Below are 17,782 nucleotides of genomic sequence, written 5' to 3' on the forward strand. Positions count from 1 at the left end.
CTCCTTTTTATTTAACGTTGATTGGTAGTGGTGCATTAGCTGCAACCAATTTTTGTTCGCGCATTTCTTCCCAGAACGCTGCCGGAATCACTGTTTTCAATGCAGCTTGGTCTTCTGCAATTCGTTCCGGTTTACTTGCACCAGGAATAACAGCAGCAACTGCTGGATTAGCCAATGCAAATTGTAAAGCAGCAGCTTTAATACTGATTCCATGACGATCTGCAAGGTTTTTCATTTTATTAACTTTTGCAATGATTTCTGGTGACGCTTTTTGGTATTCGAAGTGAGCTCCTCCAGCAAGAACACCTGAGCTATATGGTCCACCAACAACAATGTCCATATTATTTTTTACAGCTGCAGGCATTACACGTTCTAATGCACGCTCATGGTCTAATAATGAATAGCGACCAGCTAGTAAAGATACATTTGGTTTTGCTTCTTCTAAGTCCAGCATAAGTTCAATTGATTCTACTTTGTTCACTCCAAGGCCCCAGCCTTTAATTACACCTTCATCACGTAATTGCGTAAGTGCATGGAATGCTCCTGTTCGAGCAATTTCAAATTGTGAAATCCACTCATCTCCATAAAAATCTTGTGCTACGTCATGAATATAAACAAAATCTAGACGATCTGTTTTTAAACGTTTTAAACTGTCTTCAATAGAACGAAGAGTTGCGTCCGCACTGTAGTCATTGATAATTTTATTTTTACGACCAAATTCGAACAGTCCGCCTTTTTCACCTAAATCACGTGTAGATGGATCTTCCAATTCATCTGAAATAATTCGACCTACTTTTGTACTTAAGAAGTACTCATCACGATTTCTTTTCGATAGTGCTTCACCAAGACGAATCTCTGCTAAACCAGATCCATAAAGTGGAGCTGTATCAAAGTAACGAACACCATTATCCCAAGCGGCATCCACTGTTGCGATTGCTTCTTCTTCCGGAATATTACGGTACATATTACCTAGTGGTGCCGTACCAAAACCAAGTGTACCTTTTAATAAATCTTTCATTTAAAATCTCCTCCTAAAATTTATATAAAAATGATTAATGGATGTAAATAATGTGAAAAGGGATGACCGATCAAAACACGATAGTTATGAAAAATAACGTATATGCTTTTTAGTTCTACACTACTCATTTCCCTCTCACGTATGTAATTATGTCTTATCTACAACACAATAAAAAGTACGCACTTTAAAGTGTTATAGATACTAATAAGTAACAATTTTATGTTTCAACGTCTGTAGCTCCAAAATAAAATTATTAAAAATGATTTTATTAAAAAAAACCACTATTCTTGCGGAGGTAACTATAGAAATTATCAGTGGAACATAGAAAGTTGTTATTATTCTTCATAAAAAAAGGCAACAACGAAATGAAATATGTTCGTTGTTGCCTTTTTACCTTCTCTAAAATATTAAATTACATTTTGAACAAAAAGGCGCAGCATTCCCTTTTCTAATTCTCGCATCACATTTTGGGCAATATACATATCTCTCTTCTATCTTTTCTCGTTCTATCATATGTAAGGATACTATTCTCATACTACACATAATCCCAATCAATATAAGACTAACAATGAGTAGCATAACTCTCACTCCCCCTTCTACATGTTACCATAAAATAACAAAACCGATTCCCCTATTGAGAATCGGTTCTATACTTATAATCCTAACTTCACCTTCGCGCCATCAGGAATTATTTCTTCTTCTATTTGCACTTTATCGTGCACAGACTTTCCTCTCGTAATTACATGCCAGTAGGAACCTTTTTGCAATGTATCCACTCCATCAATTGTTATCTCTTTTTCGTTTCCATCCTTATCATATGTGTTCACTGTGTATGCACGGCCTTTATTTCCACCTAAATCTTTTCCATCGTTATCAATTACCGCATAACGATATTCTAATTTAAGAAACGGATTCATGGAATCTACTGTAGCACTCCCATTTAACAAATATGCCGCTCCTGCTATGATGACAAGTAATGATCCTAAAATAAATCTTTTCATCTATATTCCGCCTTTCATTATGTTTTTCTATAAGACCTTTCTAAGTATAGAGAGCATTTCTTAATAAAAACTCGTGCGGTTTCTTAACTTTTTCTTAATGTAACAGGGCTTTGCATCAGCACTTCGATAAATAAAGCCATATTAATAATAAAAGGAGGCTGCCGCCTCCTTTATTTACTCATCACTGTATTTCTTTTTTGTCTGTATAAATAAAACACACTCACAATCAATGCAATACTTCCGCCAAAATACATACCATACTCTATCGCAACTGCTACAATTCTTTCAATATGTTGTCCAAATAAAGAACCTAGTACGAAATAAACGAGTGTCCAAACAAATCCTGTCGTATAAGAATACAAAGCATACGTCTTAAATGACATATTATTCATTCCAACTAAATACGGCACGATATGTCTTACAACTGGTATGAAATAGCTTGTAACTAACGCGTACTGTCCGTATTTATCAACCATTTCTTGTGATTTTATTAAATACTTCGCTTTTTTCTTTTTCATCAATTTATGGAGTACCTTCGTGCCAAATACCTTCCCTAATATATATCCTAAAGAAAGCCCTGATACAACACCTAAATATGTTAATACAAATGAAGGAACAACACTTAATATACCTACTGAAGATACGAAACCACCACTCATAACAATCATTTCATCTGGAATTGGCATACCGATAATACCTAACCATAAACAGAAAAATAATGCCCAATAACCGTATTGCTCGATATAGGATAATAATTCATGTAATTCCATTATGCATACGCTCTCCTTAGTTCTTTTTTGCAACTAAAGACGTAGGCTGGCGGGAAATTGAGCCATACTTTTTCTAGTGTAATTTCAGGGAAGAAATGCTGTATAAACCCTTTTTTCACAAGTGAATATTGAAATGTAATGAATTCACCATTCTCATGTATCGCTTCCATCGCATTATTTAAAATGCGCTTTGAAACTTCTTCTGGTAAAGAAGTGAAAGGCAACCCTGATAAAACGTAATCAATGCATTCTATATTGAGCTCCTCCATATACTTCTTTATATTTTCAGCTGAACCGTGTACAACAATGACATTCTGCTCATCTTTAAACTTTCTTTTTAATTCTTTAAAAAATACTTCATTAATTTCAATAAGAAGAAATATTGTTTCCTTCTTTTTTCTCTTCATAATCTCTTTCGTAAAAACCCCTGTGCCAGGCCCTAACTCTACAATACATTTCGCTTTATTAAAATCAATTACATCGACCATTTTCTTTGCTAATATTTTTGAACTTGGCGCAATTGCACCAGTATGTTTTGGATGCTTTATAAATTCATGTAAAAATGTAATGAGCTGCATGTAAACCTCTCCTCATTCGTTCGATAGTTTTTAACTTGTGTCTAAGTATAACTATCGTTTCTTAATAAAAATTGAGGAAGTTTCTTAAGATTTTATGAAGAATAAAAAAACAGCTATCGCGTGTAGCGATAGCTGCCCCTTATTACTTCGCACTCACGATCTTATAATAAGAACGAACCGTTAAGAAGTAATATCCAATATAGATGACACCGTATACTCCAATACTAATGAGAAGCGGAATCATAATTTCAAATGGTAATATATTTGATAAACCTTTTAGTGCAAATAAGCTGTGTAAAATACCGATTACTAACGGAATAGCGAAGATAAAGCTTACTTGTTTTGCGATAGCTTTCTTCATTTCTTGCTTCGTTACACCAACTTTATGAAGGACAATGTAACGATCACGGTCAGCACTTGCTTCTGTTAATTGTTTAAAGTAAATAATTGAGCCTGTTGCTAATAGGAATACTAATCCTAAGAATAACCCAATAAACATCATTAAGCCTGTCGTTTCAAGCCCCATTTGGAATCCTGTATAGAAATCGTTAAATGGTTTTAAAACTTCTGATTCTCCAGCTGGCATAATGCTTGCTAATTTTGCTGTTAACTCTTTACTATTTCGCTCACCTTTTACATCAATATTTTTTACAGTACGCGTTTCGTTTACTTGTTTCACTTGCTCATATGTTTTATCAGGAACTATTACAAATAGTTCATTTAAATTTGTAAGGCTTCTATTATTTACACCTTTAATTTTTAATTCTTTTGACTCATTTCCAACAGGGAATACAGCTGTATTTCCTGTATAAAGAGGACCAAAATCAAGTTTCTCAATATATAAGCTATCATATACGAAAGCTTCATTCGCACTCAAATTTACAGGTTCTACACCTAAATGTTTCACATGTTTATTAAAGCTTGATTGAGAAATAAGCTGGTACTGATTCGTAACATTATAGTGTGTGTTCAGAACTTGATCAGCTCTTTCACCTTTAAATGTTCCTTTCACAGGAATCATTTCAACTTCTGATTCATATGTGACTGGGTGATTATTCTTCTCTCCAGCAAGTATTTCATTTACTTTTTTATCTAATGCTGCATCTTTTTTCTCATAGGAATAACTATACGGCGCAGCAACTTTTGATTGCGTAAATGTGTTGTAATACATCGTAACTGACGTACCAACCGCTGTTAATGTAACTGCACTTAAAATAGCGATTGTCGCCAATGATTTCGCATTTCCTTTAATACGATATAGTAACTGCGATGTCGTTACCATATTCATACCATTATAAAATGCTGACTTATTATTTCTTGCACGTTTCAATACAAATACTGTGAAGAACATGAACAGTAAATAAGTCCCTGCTACTGTCGCTAATAAAATATATAATGCAACGACCATAAAGTCTGCATACATAACTGCTTTCATGTACATTAGCGCTAAAAAATAACCTGAACCGATTAAGAAAACTGAAATTAATGCCATGATGACAGATCCTTTTGGCATTGCTTCTCCTTCACGTTCTGCACGGAAAAGTTCAATTAACTTAAAGCGATAAATTAAACGATATCCTTGAAGTGATGTATATAAAATAATCACAAAGAAAATAATTGCTGTATCAATAATGGCAGCCATCGGTACTTCAAAATGAACGTTTAAATTTAATCCCATCATATTTACTAATAACTCAAGGAATAATTTCGAAAGGACACTACCGATCGCAATCCCGATTACTAATGACATTAATCCCATTAACATATTTTCATAAAAGAGCATTTTACCAATTTGTCTTTTACGAATACCTAATAACGAATATAAGCCAACTTCTTTTTTACGTTTACGTGTAAAGAATCCGTTCGAATATATAATGAACACTGCTACGAAAATGATAAGCATCACACTGGAAACTTGGAACGCTCCGCTAATTTTTTTTGAAGCTTCTGCTGCTTTTTCCATTTGTGAATTATATTGCAGTGCTTTAAATGTAAAATAAATAACAATACTAAAAATCATAGATGCGAAATATACAAAGTAGTCTTTAAAGTTCCGCTGTATGTTGCGGAGGGCAATGCTAGATAAGGTCATCAGCCATACCTCCAGAAATAGAAGACATTACGTCAACGACTTTTTGGAAGAACTGTTTACGCGTTGATTCACCACGGTGCAATTCTTTATATAGTTCACCATCTTTAATGAAAATAACTCGTTTACAATAACTTGCTGCAAATGCATCATGCGTTACCATTAAAATTGTTGAGTTATCATATTCATTTAATGACTTCATACTTTCAAGTAAATCTGTTGCAGATTTAGAATCAAGCGCTCCAGTTGGCTCGTCCCCGAAAATCATACTTGGATTCGTAACGATTGCACGTGATGCTGCGCAGCGCTGCTTCTGTCCACCAGATACTTGATATGGGAACTGACTTAAAATATGATCAATACCAAATTTCTTTGAGATTTCAAGAACGCGGCGATCAATCTCACTCGCTTTCACCTTTGATAACGCAAGTGGTAAAGCGATATTCTCTTTCACTGTTAACGTATCTAATAAGTTATAATCTTGGAAAATGAAACCTAAATGATCGCGGCGGAATAACGCTAACTTATCATCATTCATTTTCACAATATCTTTTCCATCAATTAAAATTTCACCGTTCGTCGCATTATCAATTGTAGAAAGAACATTTAGTAAAGTCGTCTTACCAGAACCAGAAGGTCCCATAATTCCAACGAACTCACCTTCTTTTACTTGTAAGTTAATACCTTTTAACGCTGCAAATTTATTACCACCCGTGTCATATACTTTTTCAATATTTTTTGCTTCTAATACTGTTTTCATCTCGACATCCCTCATTTCTTCTATTCTCTATTTTCAACTATATACACTCTCTACTCTTGCCACTATCGATGTTTCTTACACAAACATGACAGTTATGTAAGGCACATAAGTAAAGAAATCAAAAAGTTAACGTAATGAATTAAAGTACTTTGTTACTATAACATTGGGATATCATACCATCCATTCATTCTCCTTACAGGAACATTACAATTTTGTAAGGTAAAAAATGCACCTACAAAGTTGTGCACGAAATGTCGGATGGAGCTATTTCGTTCCTGCTATTCTATGTACAGAGGAGGTAATAATATGGATTCACTTAAAAATATGAATGCTGCAATGCAGTATATCGAAAACAACCTTACACATGAAATTGATTTTAAAGAAGTCGCAAAAATAGCTTACTGCTCCGAATATCATTTCAAGAGAATGTTTTCTTTTTTAGCTGGCATATCACTATCAGAATATATTCGCTGTAGACGTCTTACTCTCGCTGCCTTTGAACTAAAAAACAACAATGTAAAAGTCATTGATATCGCTATAAAATATGGATACAACTCACCAGATTCATTCGCTCGTGCATTTCAAAACTTGCACGGTATAACACCTTCAGAGGCCCGAAATAGTAGCCATTCTTTGAAGGCTTATTCACCAATGACCTTCCAATTATCCATTCAAGGAGGAAATGAAATGAACTATCGAATTGAAGAAAAAGAGCCCTTTCGAATTATAGGTATTACAAAACGAGTACCAATCGTTTTTAACGGTGTAAATGAAGAAATTGCTTCTATGTGGAAAAGTTTAAACCCAGAGTCTATTCAAACATTAAAATCCCTTTCAAACATTGCACCTACTGGAATTATTAGTGCTTCTACTAATTTTTCTGAAGGAAGAATGGCGGAAAAAGGAGAACTTGATCACTATATTGGAGTAGCCACAACAAAGGATTGTCCAGAGCAGTTTAAACAACTCGAAGTCGCAGCTTCAACATGGGCTATATTTGAAGCTGTCGGTCCATTTCCTGATGCACTACAAAATGTATGGGGGCGTATTTATTCTGAATGGTTCCCTTCTTCGAACTATGAACTAGCGGAAGGACCGGAAGTATTGTGGAATGAACAGAAAGACATATCTTCTCCAAACTTTAAAAGTGAAATTTGGATACCGGTTTTGAAGAAGTGATAAAAAAACAAAGCTGCTCTTCCCTAAAAGGAAAAGCAGCTTTATTTACATTTTCAACTCTTCTTTATAAATACTATATGACTTTATTGTTGATACGATAATACATATTAATATGATTCCAATCCCCATAAAAATATTAAATGGATCTGGAAGCAAAGCCCCGGCATATATACAAAGTGAACCTATTACAAATACCCTCGAAGCAAATCTATGTGTTTTTCTCCAAACTACAGGATTTTCTAATGTCCAGTCCATTCGAATGCCTACTAACCCGTTCGGCTTCGTTTGTTGCATGTAATTACCTAGTACAAGAAACAATGTTCCAAGTCCAAAATTAAATGCAATTGAGCCCGATGCAATATAATTAGACGCTGCTAATAGTGCAAATATGTTACATCCAAATCCGATAAAGAGAATGGCATAATTAATCGCTGAAAGAACTTTGGATTGCTGTGTAGACTTATCTTTTATGAATCCAAAAACTAGCCATATCATATAGAGCACTACCATACTACCTATCGAGAATGAACTTGCTTCTATTTTAGAAAAATATCCATCTACTACTCCTGCTGCATTATAATGGCGTGGAATTTGTTCTGGTAAATATGGCCATACAATATACCATCCAATTGCAATGCCAATAATTAAACTCCATGGTAATACGTGTCTTTTCATCCTCTCTCCCCCATAATTTTTTATTAGGCCCCTATTTCTTTTTTATAAGCAATATATGAATATCCCATCGTTAATCCTACTGCACCAATAATAATTCCAACCATTACGAAAGATTTCCACGTTACTGGTGCAAAAACACTTAAAATCATAATGATCCCCAATGCAACAAACACCTTTCCGCTAAAACGGTGTGTCTTTCTCCATACTTCTTCGCTACTTAACGTCCACGGCGTTTTTATACCTACAAAATAATTTGGTTTACATTGTGGTAAATAGTTTCCGATGACTATAAATAAAATACCCACTAATAATTCCGGCACGCGATTAATGAATAAATTGTATCCTAATCCACTTGTAATAATATCTATATTCCCTACAAATAGTAGCAGTAATATCCCGTTATTCATCATCATAAAAGCTTTAGAAAACTTCTCGTAGTTCGCTTTCTTTGGATCAATCTTTGGTAACACGTTTAGAAAAATATATAAAACAATCATAATTCCAACCATAGAAAGCATTCCATACAATTTAGAAGAATATCCATCTACTTTACCGCCGCTCCAATGCGTTGCAATTGTATCCGGTAAATGTGGCCAAGCAAACGCCCAAGCTAAACAAGTTATAACAATTAATAAGATTGCAAAAAGATGCTTCCTCATTTCCCCTCTTCCCCCTTATTCGTAAATGTAAACACCCAAGTCAACAAATCTTGAAAGACCGTTGTGTTTAAAGAGTACACAACGAATTGCCCTTTCTTTTCATCTTGAATAAGTTCAGCATTTTTAAGTGCGCTTAAGTGGTGTGAAATACTTGGTTTTGTCATATTGAAATGTTCAGCAATCTCACCAGCGGTTAGATCACCTTCTTTTAATAAGTCTAAAATTTTTCGCCTTGTTGGATCTGCTAATGCTTTGAATGCTTGATTCAATGTCTTTCTTCCTTTCGATAATTAGACATTTAGATATTTATCTAAATGTTAAACCGATTACCGTTATTTGTCAATTCCATCCAACGCCCTTTTTACTTTTCTCACTTTTAACCTATACTGTTTACTAGCTTATCTTTCAACATAATGAAAAGACTTGAAACACATGATACACTATAGCTACAATTGTTTTTTTGAGGAGGAATATACATATGTATAAAATTTTAATCGTTGAAGACGATCCAAATATTTCATCATTACTGCAATCTCACATTCAGAAGTACGGTTATGAGGCTGTGGTAGCGGAGAATTTCGATGATATTATGGAATCGTTTAACGCTGTGAAACCACATCTTGTTTTACTTGATGTAAACTTACCGAAATTCGATGGTTTCTACTGGTGCCGTCAAATTCGTCATGAATCTACTTGTCCAATTATTTTCATTTCAGCTCGTGCTGGTGAGATGGAACAAATTATGGCAATTGAAAGCGGTGCGGATGATTACATTACAAAACCGTTCCACTACGATGTTGTAATGGCGAAAATCAAAGGACAATTACGTCGTATTTACGGTGATTATGCACCGAATATTTCTGAACGTATCGTTGAAGTAGAAGGTTTAAAACTATTCCCAGAACGTCCTGAAATTCACTTCGGATCTGAACAAGTTCTTTTAACGAAGAAAGAAGCTATTTTAGCTGAAATGTTATTATCTAAATTCCCTCGTACAGCGAGCCGTGAAGATTTATTAGCTGCGCTTTGGGATGACGAGAGCTTCGTTGAAGAAAATACATTAAACGTAAACATTACGCGTCTTCGTAAAAAGTTTAATGAGCTTGGCATTGAGAACTCTATTGAAACAGTACGTGGACTTGGATATCGCTTTAACGCAACTTGGAGTGAATAAGCATGAAGCTATTTTTACGTGATCATTTTGCATTTTTCCTACTGTACGTATTAAACTTCGGTATCATTTTCGTTCTTTATGATGCAGTAGATGGATTTCAAAACAATAAATTTTACTTCGTCGTTTTAAGTTTATATTTATTCATTTGTTTCCTCGCTTATCGTTACGTTCGCAATCGTAGAATGTACCATAGATTAAGTGAGCAACCAGAAAAAATGGAAGATGCGTTTATTGAAAGAGCGACTGCTCCGATGCCTCACGGTGTCAATGAACTCGTGCGTACGCAGTACCGCCTCTTCCAAAAAGAACTACAATCGTATGAAGTAAAACAACAAGAACATCAACTATTCATTAACCATTGGGTACATCAAATGAAGACACCTGTTTCTGTTATGCAGCTTATGGTGCTAGAAATGGAAGACGAGCATTTAATTCCAAAGTTTAAAAAAGAATTAGAGCGTCTAAACCAAGGGCTTGATATGGCTTTATACATGGCTAGGTTAAATAACTTCCATGAAGATTTCCATGTCGAGACGATTTCATTAAAAGATACGGTAACAAAAAATATTAATGGATTAAAAGAACTATTCATTCGTAATGGTGTCTTCCCTGTTTTAGAAGTCCATTCTGATTTAAAAGTTGCTTCTGATGCGAAATGGCTAAAATTTATCATCTATCAATTAATGACAAACGCTGTTCGTTACTCCGGTGAGCGCGGAAAGAAAGTTTTCTTATCTGCTTACCGAAACGGAAAAGATATTATTTTAGAAGTTCGTGATGAAGGTGTTGGTATTCCACAAGAAGATATTCGAAGAGTATTTGAACCGTTTTACACTGGGAAAAACGGTCGCGCCTTCGGAGAATCTACTGGTATGGGACTTTATATTGTAAGTAAAATTTGTGATTATTTAGGTCACTCTGTCAAACTAGATTCTGAAGTTGGTAAAGGAACGACCATTAAAATCATCTTCCACAATGCTGCAAATAATCAAGCAGAACATACGGAGAAGGTGACCGAAGTATGATCGTAACATATGCAAGCAAAATGTATGAGAACTCACTCTCATACATTTTTTGCAATACAACTACTTCTATATCTTCTAGCCGGAGGTATAATCTATGACATTTTGGCAATTTGCATTTAAAAACGTCACGCGCAACTCGAGAGCTTATTTTGCTTACTTTGTAAGTAGTTCCTTTTCCATTGCTGTGTTCTTTTCGTTTGCTGTTTACTTATTCCATCCGAAATTACAAAACTTTGACATGACCTCTGAAATTTCAGCATTAATGATATTTTCAGAAGTAGTAATTGTATTTTTCTCTTTCTTCTTTTTACTATATTCCATTGGTACTTTTTTAAAAGTTAGAAAAAAACAATTTGGTATTTTGACCATTTTAGGAATATCGAGAAAACAATTACATCGTCTTATTTTTATGGAGAATATGTTAATCGGGATTTTATCTATCTTTTTCGGCATGCAGTTTGGAGTTGTTTTTTCTCAATTTTTCTTATTAGTAACAGCCAAACTTACGCATGTTCCAGGAATATATTTATACGGGCCTACTAACGCGTTTATTTTAACAACCATTGTTTTCCTTAGTCTTTTTATCATTGTATCTGCATTCACACCAATGCTTATTCGTACAAAAAAAGCAGTACACCTTTTAAAAACAAATGGTGGAAAACAAAAAGAAAGAAAACCATCCATACTTGTTTCATTATTTGGTGCGATTTGTTTATTTGGTGGTTATGCGTTAGCTGGAAATCCTAAATATTTCGTATCAGTAAACCCGCAAATCGGTGTTATATATATGGTTTCAAGTATTTTCGTTATCCCAACGCTTGTTACAATTGGAACATATTTCTTCTTTTCACAAATTAGTTTCTTACTTATTTATATTTTAAAGAAAAGAAGGAAGTTTTATATGAAACGGATTAATATGCTTTGGATTTCGGATTTAGCGAGCCGTATTCGAACGAATATTAATATGCTTTTTATTGTAGCGATGCTATCTACTATCGCTTTCACAATGATTACGTTTCTATATGGATTCGGGAAATTTATTAAGCTAGAAGTTAATAGAACTTCTCCTTTCCCAATTTCTTATTTTTCTTATGAGGCGAACCCTTTTGTTACAGAGCATTTAAATTGGCTTGAGCAACAATTACAAAAAGAGCATTTCCCTTATCAAAAAATAAAAGCTGATATATATGAAACACCACTAAAAGAAGATAAAGATATAGCTATTTATAATGACGTATACGCAATTAAGCAAAGTGACTATAACAAACTTGCAGATTCTTTACGAATGAAACAACTATTTATGGATGATAACGAAGTATTTGTGTTAACAGGGACATCTTATTTCACTATATTCAACGAATTTGAGCAAAGCTACAAAAGAGATTACATTACACTCTCTAGTACAAATACGAAATTACGAGTAAAAGGCTATGAGCATGTGAATGCAATTCCATCTGGCTTTTCATATCAAACGATAGTTTTGCCTGATGTTATCGTAAATAACTTACCTAGCACCGTAAAGCATATATCAGCATACAATTACAAAATTCAAAACTGGGAACAGACATATAAAATTGCTGATAATTTTATGAAAAAAGTACAAAAAGATCGAGATAATTTCCAATATGAAGGGCCTCTCATTCGCTACTTTGAATCGGCAAACTCTTTATATAGAATAACATCAGGCAGTGCTGCATTCTTCCTAATCGGGACATTTTTAGGAGTTATCTTCTTCATTGGAGCTAGTAGCGTTCTTTACTTCAGAATGTATACGGATTTGACGAACGAACAAGAGAAATATATAACAATTTCTAAAATCGGTGTAACAGATACAGAGATGAAACGATCTGCAACCATTCAACTTAGTATTTTATTTTTCATTCCGTACATTATGGCATCCATTCATACAATGTTCGCAACAAAAATGCTACAAGATGTAATTGGTTTATCTCTGTTCAAAGAAGTTTCAGCCGTTCTTATTATTTTTGGATTCGTTGAAATCGTATTTTTCGTATTCATTCGTTCACTTTATATGCAAAAATTATCACAATACACAAGTGGACAAAATATTTAAAACAAACTTGATGAAAAGAGTATTTCTTATGCTCTTCTCATCTTCACCCTATCAGGAGGTTCAGGTGAATGACATTTTGGCAGTTTGCATTTAAAAACGTGACGCGGAACGCCAGAGCTTATTTCGCCTATTTTGTAAGCAGTGCGTTCTCCATCGCAATCTTTTTCTCATTTGCAGTTTATTTATTTCATCCTAAATTGCATATGACAGACGTGAATTATTCTCTGAACATATTAATGACAATTTCAGAAGTTGTCATTGTGTTCTTTTCATTTTTCTTTTTACTGTATTCAATCGGGACGTTTTTAAAAGTACGAAAAAAACAGTTCGGGATTTTAACAGTACTTGGCATATCTCAAAAACAATTAAAGCGGCTCATATTTATAGAAAATATGTTAATTGGTGCTCTTTCTATATTTTTTGGCATTCAACTTGGAGTTGTCTTTTCACAGTTCTTTTTATTAGTTACCGCCAAAATTACACACGTACCTGGTTTATATTTATATCCGCCTACAAGTGCTATCGTTTTAACTATCATCATCTTTCTCGGGCTCTTCATTCTCGTATCATCTTTTACACCGATGCTCATTCGCACGAGAAAAGCCGTACGTCTTTTAAAAGAAGGAAAACAACAAAAAGAAAGAAAAGCATCCGTGCTCATCTCTCTATTTGGTGCGGCATGTTTAATAACTGGATATGTATTAGAATCCAATCCATTATATTTTATGTCGTTAGGCGATACCATTGGGCTTTTATATGCCGTCTCTAGTATATTTGTTATTCCATCGCTTATTGCAGCTGGAACATACTTTTTCTTTTCACAAATTAGTTTTTTACTTATTCGTATTTTAAAAATGCGAAGAACGTTTTATATGAAACGAATTAATATGCTTTGGATTTCGGATTTAGCAGCGCGCATTCGGACAAACATTAACATGCTCTTTATTGTAGCGATGCTATCAACACTCGCTTTTACAATGATTACATTCTTATACGGTTTTGGGAAATTTACAAAGTTTGATGCAATTAGACAAAACCCTTTCCCGTTTACGTATTTATCACATACTGAAAATACATTAGCTGATGAACATTTAAACTGGTTAGAGCAGAAATTTAATGAAGAGCATTTTACTTATACGAAATTTAAAACGGATATATATGAAGTATCTTCAGCTGAAGATAACACGCAGCTCTATTACGCAATTAAACAAAGTGACTATAATGTACTTGCTAAAGCATTAAATTGGGAAAAACTCACGGTAAATAAGAATGAATCTTATATTCTTATGAAAGACTTAGATGATCAAGTTATTGGAACACTTCACAATGAAGAAAAGAAAAATACTCTTACACTTACTCAAAACAATTTACAACTACAAGTGAAAGAATATAAAAGTTATAGCCCATTCCCAAACAGCTTAATATACCAATTACTCATACTATCTGATGAAACTGTAGAATCCTTATCCACAGTTTCCAAACAAATGAGTGTATATAACTTCAAAGTTACAGATTGGGAAAAAGCACATAATATCGGTTCATCGTTTATCACAAAAATCAATAACGACAATGCAGCAATTCAAGCAGAGCATCCACCGTTCCATGCAAGTGAAGCGAGCGATTCTCTATACACAACAAAACTAAATGTCGCTTCGTTCTTCTTAATTGGTACTTTCTTAGGTGTTATTTTCTTTATCGGTGCTGGTAGTGTTCTTTACTTCCGAATGTATACAGATTTAACAAATGAGCAAGAAAAATATATAACGATTACGAAAATTGGCTTAACTGAAACTGAAATGAAACGTTCAGCGACAATTCAGCTTGCGATTCTTTTCTTCGTGCCTTACATTATGGCATCAATCCATACGATGTTTGCGACAAAGATGCTACAAGAAGTTTTACATCTCTCGTTCTTCGCTGAGATTACAGTCGTACTGTTGATTTTTGGAACAGTTGAAATTTTATTTTTCCTTTTAATTCGTTCCTTTTATATGCAAAAATTATCACAACATATTAAGTTTTAAAAGTAGAAAGGTGATTACTATGGAAGAAGTATTACACATAAAAAACGTCTCAAAAGTATATGAGGGAAAAGTCCCTCATACTGCTTTAAAAAATATAAATTTACACGTAGATAAAGGGGAATTCGTTGCCATTATGGGGCCATCTGGTAGCGGGAAATCTACATTTTTAAACGTTATTTCTACAATTGATTCTCCTACTTCTGGTGACGTCGTTATTAACGGAAAAAAACCACACACATTTCGTAGAGAGAAGTTAGCTATTTTCCGCCGCCAAGAGTTAGGATTTGTTTTCCAAAACTTTAACCTACTAGATACACTAACAATCGGTGAAAATATCGTACTACCTTTAACATTAGATAATGTTCCATTAAAAGAGATGGATGAAAAGCTTGATAACATTTCAAAAAAGCTTGGAATTGATCATATTTTGGACAAACGTATTTTTGAAGTTTCTGGAGGACAAGCACAGCGTACTGCAGTAGCACGCGCTGTTATTCATCACCCTTCTCTCTTACTAGCCGATGAACCGACAGGGAACCTGGATTCAAAAGCCGCTATTGATGTAATGGAGTTATTTACGAAATTAAACAAAGAAGAAGATGCAACGATTTTAATGGTTACGCACGATCCGTTTGCAGCAAGTTATTGTAACCGTGTTATTTTCATTAAAGATGGAGAGCTTTACAATGAACTGCACCGCGGATTATATCGCGAGAAGTTTTATCAAGAAATATTAGATGTTCTAGCCTTATTAGGAGGAAGACGTGGATGACGTTTTGGCAATTCGCATTTAAAAATGTCTCACGTAATTCAAAAGCATATTTCGCCTACTTTGTAAGTAGTGCGTTTTCTATCATGGTTTTCTTTTCATTTACTGTATACGCGTATCATCCACGCTTACAGAGTGTACAAAGCTTTCAAGATCGGGATCCTCTAATGAATTTAGCTAGTACAGCGCAGTTTGTTATCGTTATGTTCTCGTTCTTCTTTCTCTTATATTCAATCGGTACATTTTTAAATGTACGGAAGCAACAATTCGGGATACTTACGATTCTCGGTATCTCACAGAGACAATTAAAAAAATTGTTATTTACTGAAAACATGATAATCGGGATATTATCTATCTTTATCGGGATACAAGGTGGCCTTGTATTTTCTAACTTTTTCTTATTAGTCACTTCGAAATTAACCAGTTCGAAAGGTCTATATTTATATTGGCCAACAGAAGCGATTATCGTTACAACCGTAACATTTATCATTTTATTTTTAATCGTTTCTACATTCACACCGATGTTTATTCGTACTCGAAAAACAACGAAGCTTATTAAGGGCGTTAACAAAGAGAAGAGCGAGAAAAAACCATCTATACTCATTTCACTATTTGCTTTAACTTGTTTAGGACTATGTTATTATATTGCCGGTTATCCGCAAGGCTACATAACGGAAAAAAATGCACAAAATGGATCTGTATTCTTAATTATGCTATCTATTTTACCGCTTGTAGTGATTGGGACGTATTTATTTTTTTCACAAACATTTCTTCTCTTTATCTATATTTTAAAGAAACGAAGAAAGTTTTACTTAAAACAAATAAATATGTTATGGATTTCAGATTTAGTTTCTCGTACACGCAGTAATATTAATGTACTCTTTATTGTTTCTATGCTATCTGCACTTGCATTTACAATTATTATCGGGTTATTTGCTGCAAACAATAATACGAAAGCACCCATACTAGAACGATATCCAATACCATTCACCTATACATCAGAAGGTGTTAATGCATTTGAACAAAAGCATATTACTACGATTGAAACTGAACTTACAAATGCTAATTTTCAATATGACAAATATAAGTTTACCGTTTTAAAAGATACAGCTTTAAAAGAATCAATTGCCATTATGAAAATGAGTGATTATAACGCAATAGCACAGCAATTAAACAGACCAAAAATCACTCTCGATTCTTCACAAGTTTATAATATTTCTCGCTATTCACCAGCGTTATTAAATCTCGTGTCTAACCCATTTGCGAAGCAGAACACAATTACACTTGGCTCTAATAAAAAGGAATTTCAAATTAAAGGTTTTATTAATAGAGGAATTGAGCCTCCCTTTGCATTACCTCACTTAATTGTGATGCAAGATGAAGTAATTGAAAATATGATTCCTCATATTGAAACAATTACAGTCTATAACTACTTCGTGGAAAATTGGGAAAATGCAATTGTCCCAACAAAAAATATATTAAAAAGCTTAGATCACGATGCAGAAACCTTGTATGAAGCACATAAAAATGAAGAAGATTTCATTAAACCATTTTATATTTATACAGCTACGGATGAACTCGTTCATAGTAAAGGAAATGCAGTCGCTCAATTCTTTATTTGGGCATTTCTCGGCTTTATTTTCTTTATCGGAGCAGCTAGTGTTTTATATTTCCGTATGTATAATGACTTAACAACTGAAAGACAAAAGTATATTACGATTACAAAGCTTGGCTTAACTGAATCAGAAATGTTTCGCTCTGCAACGATTCAATTAGGAATTTTATTTTTCGTTCCTTACATCGTTGCTGGTGTTCACACATTATTTGCGGTTAAGTTTTTACAAAGTATGTTTTCTTTCTCCTTACTAAAAGAGACATGTATCGTACTCACCTTTTTCGGGATTATCGAGATTATTTTCTTCTTCTTAATCCGTTCTCTGTACATTAATAAATTATCACAGCATATAAAAATATGAATAAAATAGCC

At 34.0% G+C, this 17,782-nt stretch carries 17 protein-coding genes; 7 read left to right on the plus strand and 10 right to left on the minus strand.

Features of this window, described 5'->3' with window-relative positions:
• Positions 1 to 7: 7 nt before the first annotated feature.
• From N2V79_RS23705 to N2V79_RS23735, 7 genes are all read right to left on the minus strand, one after another.
• Positions 8 to 1,018 (minus strand): aldo/keto reductase, encoded by a 1,011-nt coding sequence (locus N2V79_RS23705; protein ID WP_088024178.1) that lies wholly within the window; start codon positions 1,016 to 1,018, stop codon positions 8 to 10.
• A gap of 399 nt (positions 1,019 to 1,417) precedes the next feature.
• Positions 1,418 to 1,597 (minus strand): hypothetical protein, encoded by a 180-nt coding sequence (locus N2V79_RS23710; protein ID WP_043935205.1) that lies wholly within the window; start codon positions 1,595 to 1,597, stop codon positions 1,418 to 1,420.
• A 74-nt stretch (positions 1,598 to 1,671) separates the two neighbouring features.
• Entirely contained in the window at positions 1,672 to 2,019 is a 348-nt protein-coding gene (locus N2V79_RS23715) for a YxeA family protein (RefSeq protein ID WP_000819387.1), read from the minus strand.
• A 170-nt stretch (positions 2,020 to 2,189) separates the two neighbouring features.
• Positions 2,190 to 2,789, minus strand: coding sequence for a DedA family protein (locus N2V79_RS23720; protein ID WP_016079930.1), 600 nt, complete (start codon positions 2,787 to 2,789; stop codon positions 2,190 to 2,192).
• Complete coding sequence (locus N2V79_RS23725; RefSeq protein WP_001176064.1) at positions 2,789 to 3,367, minus strand: class I SAM-dependent methyltransferase; 579 nt, start codon at positions 3,365 to 3,367, stop codon at positions 2,789 to 2,791. Before N2V79_RS23725 ends, N2V79_RS23720 begins: the two co-directional genes overlap by 1 nt.
• 142 nt (positions 3,368 to 3,509) lie before the next feature.
• Entirely contained in the window at positions 3,510 to 5,459 is a 1,950-nt protein-coding gene (locus N2V79_RS23730) for an ABC transporter permease (RefSeq protein ID WP_340720261.1), read from the minus strand.
• Positions 5,446 to 6,216 carry an ABC transporter ATP-binding protein gene (locus N2V79_RS23735; protein WP_000859656.1) on the minus strand — a complete coding sequence of 257 codons (771 nt, stop codon included), beginning with the start codon at positions 6,214 to 6,216 and terminating at the stop codon, positions 5,446 to 5,448. The genes N2V79_RS23730 and N2V79_RS23735 overlap by 14 nt, the downstream gene beginning before the upstream one ends.
• 306 nt (positions 6,217 to 6,522) lie before the next feature.
• Between N2V79_RS23735 and N2V79_RS23740 the strand changes: the two genes are divergently transcribed.
• Positions 6,523 to 7,395, plus strand: coding sequence for an AraC family transcriptional regulator (locus tag N2V79_RS23740; protein ID WP_069356368.1), 873 nt, complete (start codon positions 6,523 to 6,525; stop codon positions 7,393 to 7,395).
• A gap of 45 nt (positions 7,396 to 7,440) precedes the next feature.
• On the opposite strand, the gene N2V79_RS23745 is transcribed toward N2V79_RS23740, so the two are convergent.
• Genes N2V79_RS23745 through N2V79_RS23755 form a run of 3 tightly spaced genes read right to left on the minus strand, consistent with a single transcriptional unit; the run spans position 7,441 to position 8,998 of the window.
• Positions 7,441 to 8,070, minus strand: coding sequence for an SdpI family protein (locus tag N2V79_RS23745; RefSeq protein WP_000820672.1), 630 nt, complete (start codon positions 8,068 to 8,070; stop codon positions 7,441 to 7,443).
• Between the two features lie 23 nt (positions 8,071 to 8,093).
• On the minus strand, positions 8,094 to 8,729 hold the full coding sequence (locus N2V79_RS23750) for an SdpI family protein (protein ID WP_098125840.1): 636 nt from the start codon (positions 8,727 to 8,729) through the stop codon (positions 8,094 to 8,096).
• Positions 8,726 to 8,998 (minus strand): autorepressor SdpR family transcription factor, encoded by a 273-nt coding sequence (locus N2V79_RS23755; protein WP_001070531.1) that lies wholly within the window; start codon positions 8,996 to 8,998, stop codon positions 8,726 to 8,728. Before N2V79_RS23755 ends, N2V79_RS23750 begins: the two co-directional genes overlap by 4 nt.
• A 209-nt stretch (positions 8,999 to 9,207) precedes the next feature.
• Between N2V79_RS23755 and N2V79_RS23760 the strand changes: the two genes are divergently transcribed.
• From N2V79_RS23760 to N2V79_RS23785, 6 genes are all read left to right on the plus strand, one after another.
• Positions 9,208 to 9,903 (plus strand): response regulator transcription factor, encoded by a 696-nt coding sequence (locus N2V79_RS23760; protein WP_000276738.1) that lies wholly within the window; start codon positions 9,208 to 9,210, stop codon positions 9,901 to 9,903.
• 2 nt (positions 9,904 to 9,905) lie between these two features.
• Positions 9,906 to 10,928, plus strand: a complete 1,023-nt coding sequence (locus tag N2V79_RS23765; protein WP_000765342.1) for a sensor histidine kinase — start codon at positions 9,906 to 9,908, stop codon at positions 10,926 to 10,928.
• A 94-nt stretch (positions 10,929 to 11,022) separates the two neighbouring features.
• Positions 11,023 to 13,002 carry an ABC transporter permease gene (locus N2V79_RS23770; protein ID WP_340720262.1) on the plus strand — a complete coding sequence of 660 codons (1,980 nt, stop codon included), beginning with the start codon at positions 11,023 to 11,025 and terminating at the stop codon, positions 13,000 to 13,002.
• A 68-nt stretch (positions 13,003 to 13,070) separates the two neighbouring features.
• Positions 13,071 to 15,026 carry an ABC transporter permease gene (locus N2V79_RS23775; protein WP_088024195.1) on the plus strand — a complete coding sequence of 652 codons (1,956 nt, stop codon included), beginning with the start codon at positions 13,071 to 13,073 and terminating at the stop codon, positions 15,024 to 15,026.
• A gap of 19 nt (positions 15,027 to 15,045) precedes the next feature.
• Complete coding sequence (locus N2V79_RS23780; protein WP_000393250.1) at positions 15,046 to 15,798, plus strand: ABC transporter ATP-binding protein; 753 nt, start codon at positions 15,046 to 15,048, stop codon at positions 15,796 to 15,798.
• Positions 15,795 to 17,771, plus strand: coding sequence for an ABC transporter permease (locus tag N2V79_RS23785; protein ID WP_088024198.1), 1,977 nt, complete (start codon positions 15,795 to 15,797; stop codon positions 17,769 to 17,771). The genes N2V79_RS23780 and N2V79_RS23785 overlap by 4 nt, the downstream gene beginning before the upstream one ends.
• Positions 17,772 to 17,782 lie beyond the last annotated feature (11 nt).

This window comes from Bacillus sp. CH_70, assembly GCF_038007045.1.
Taxonomy (GTDB): Bacteria; Bacillota; Bacilli; order Bacillales; family Bacillaceae_G; genus Bacillus_A; species Bacillus_A cereus.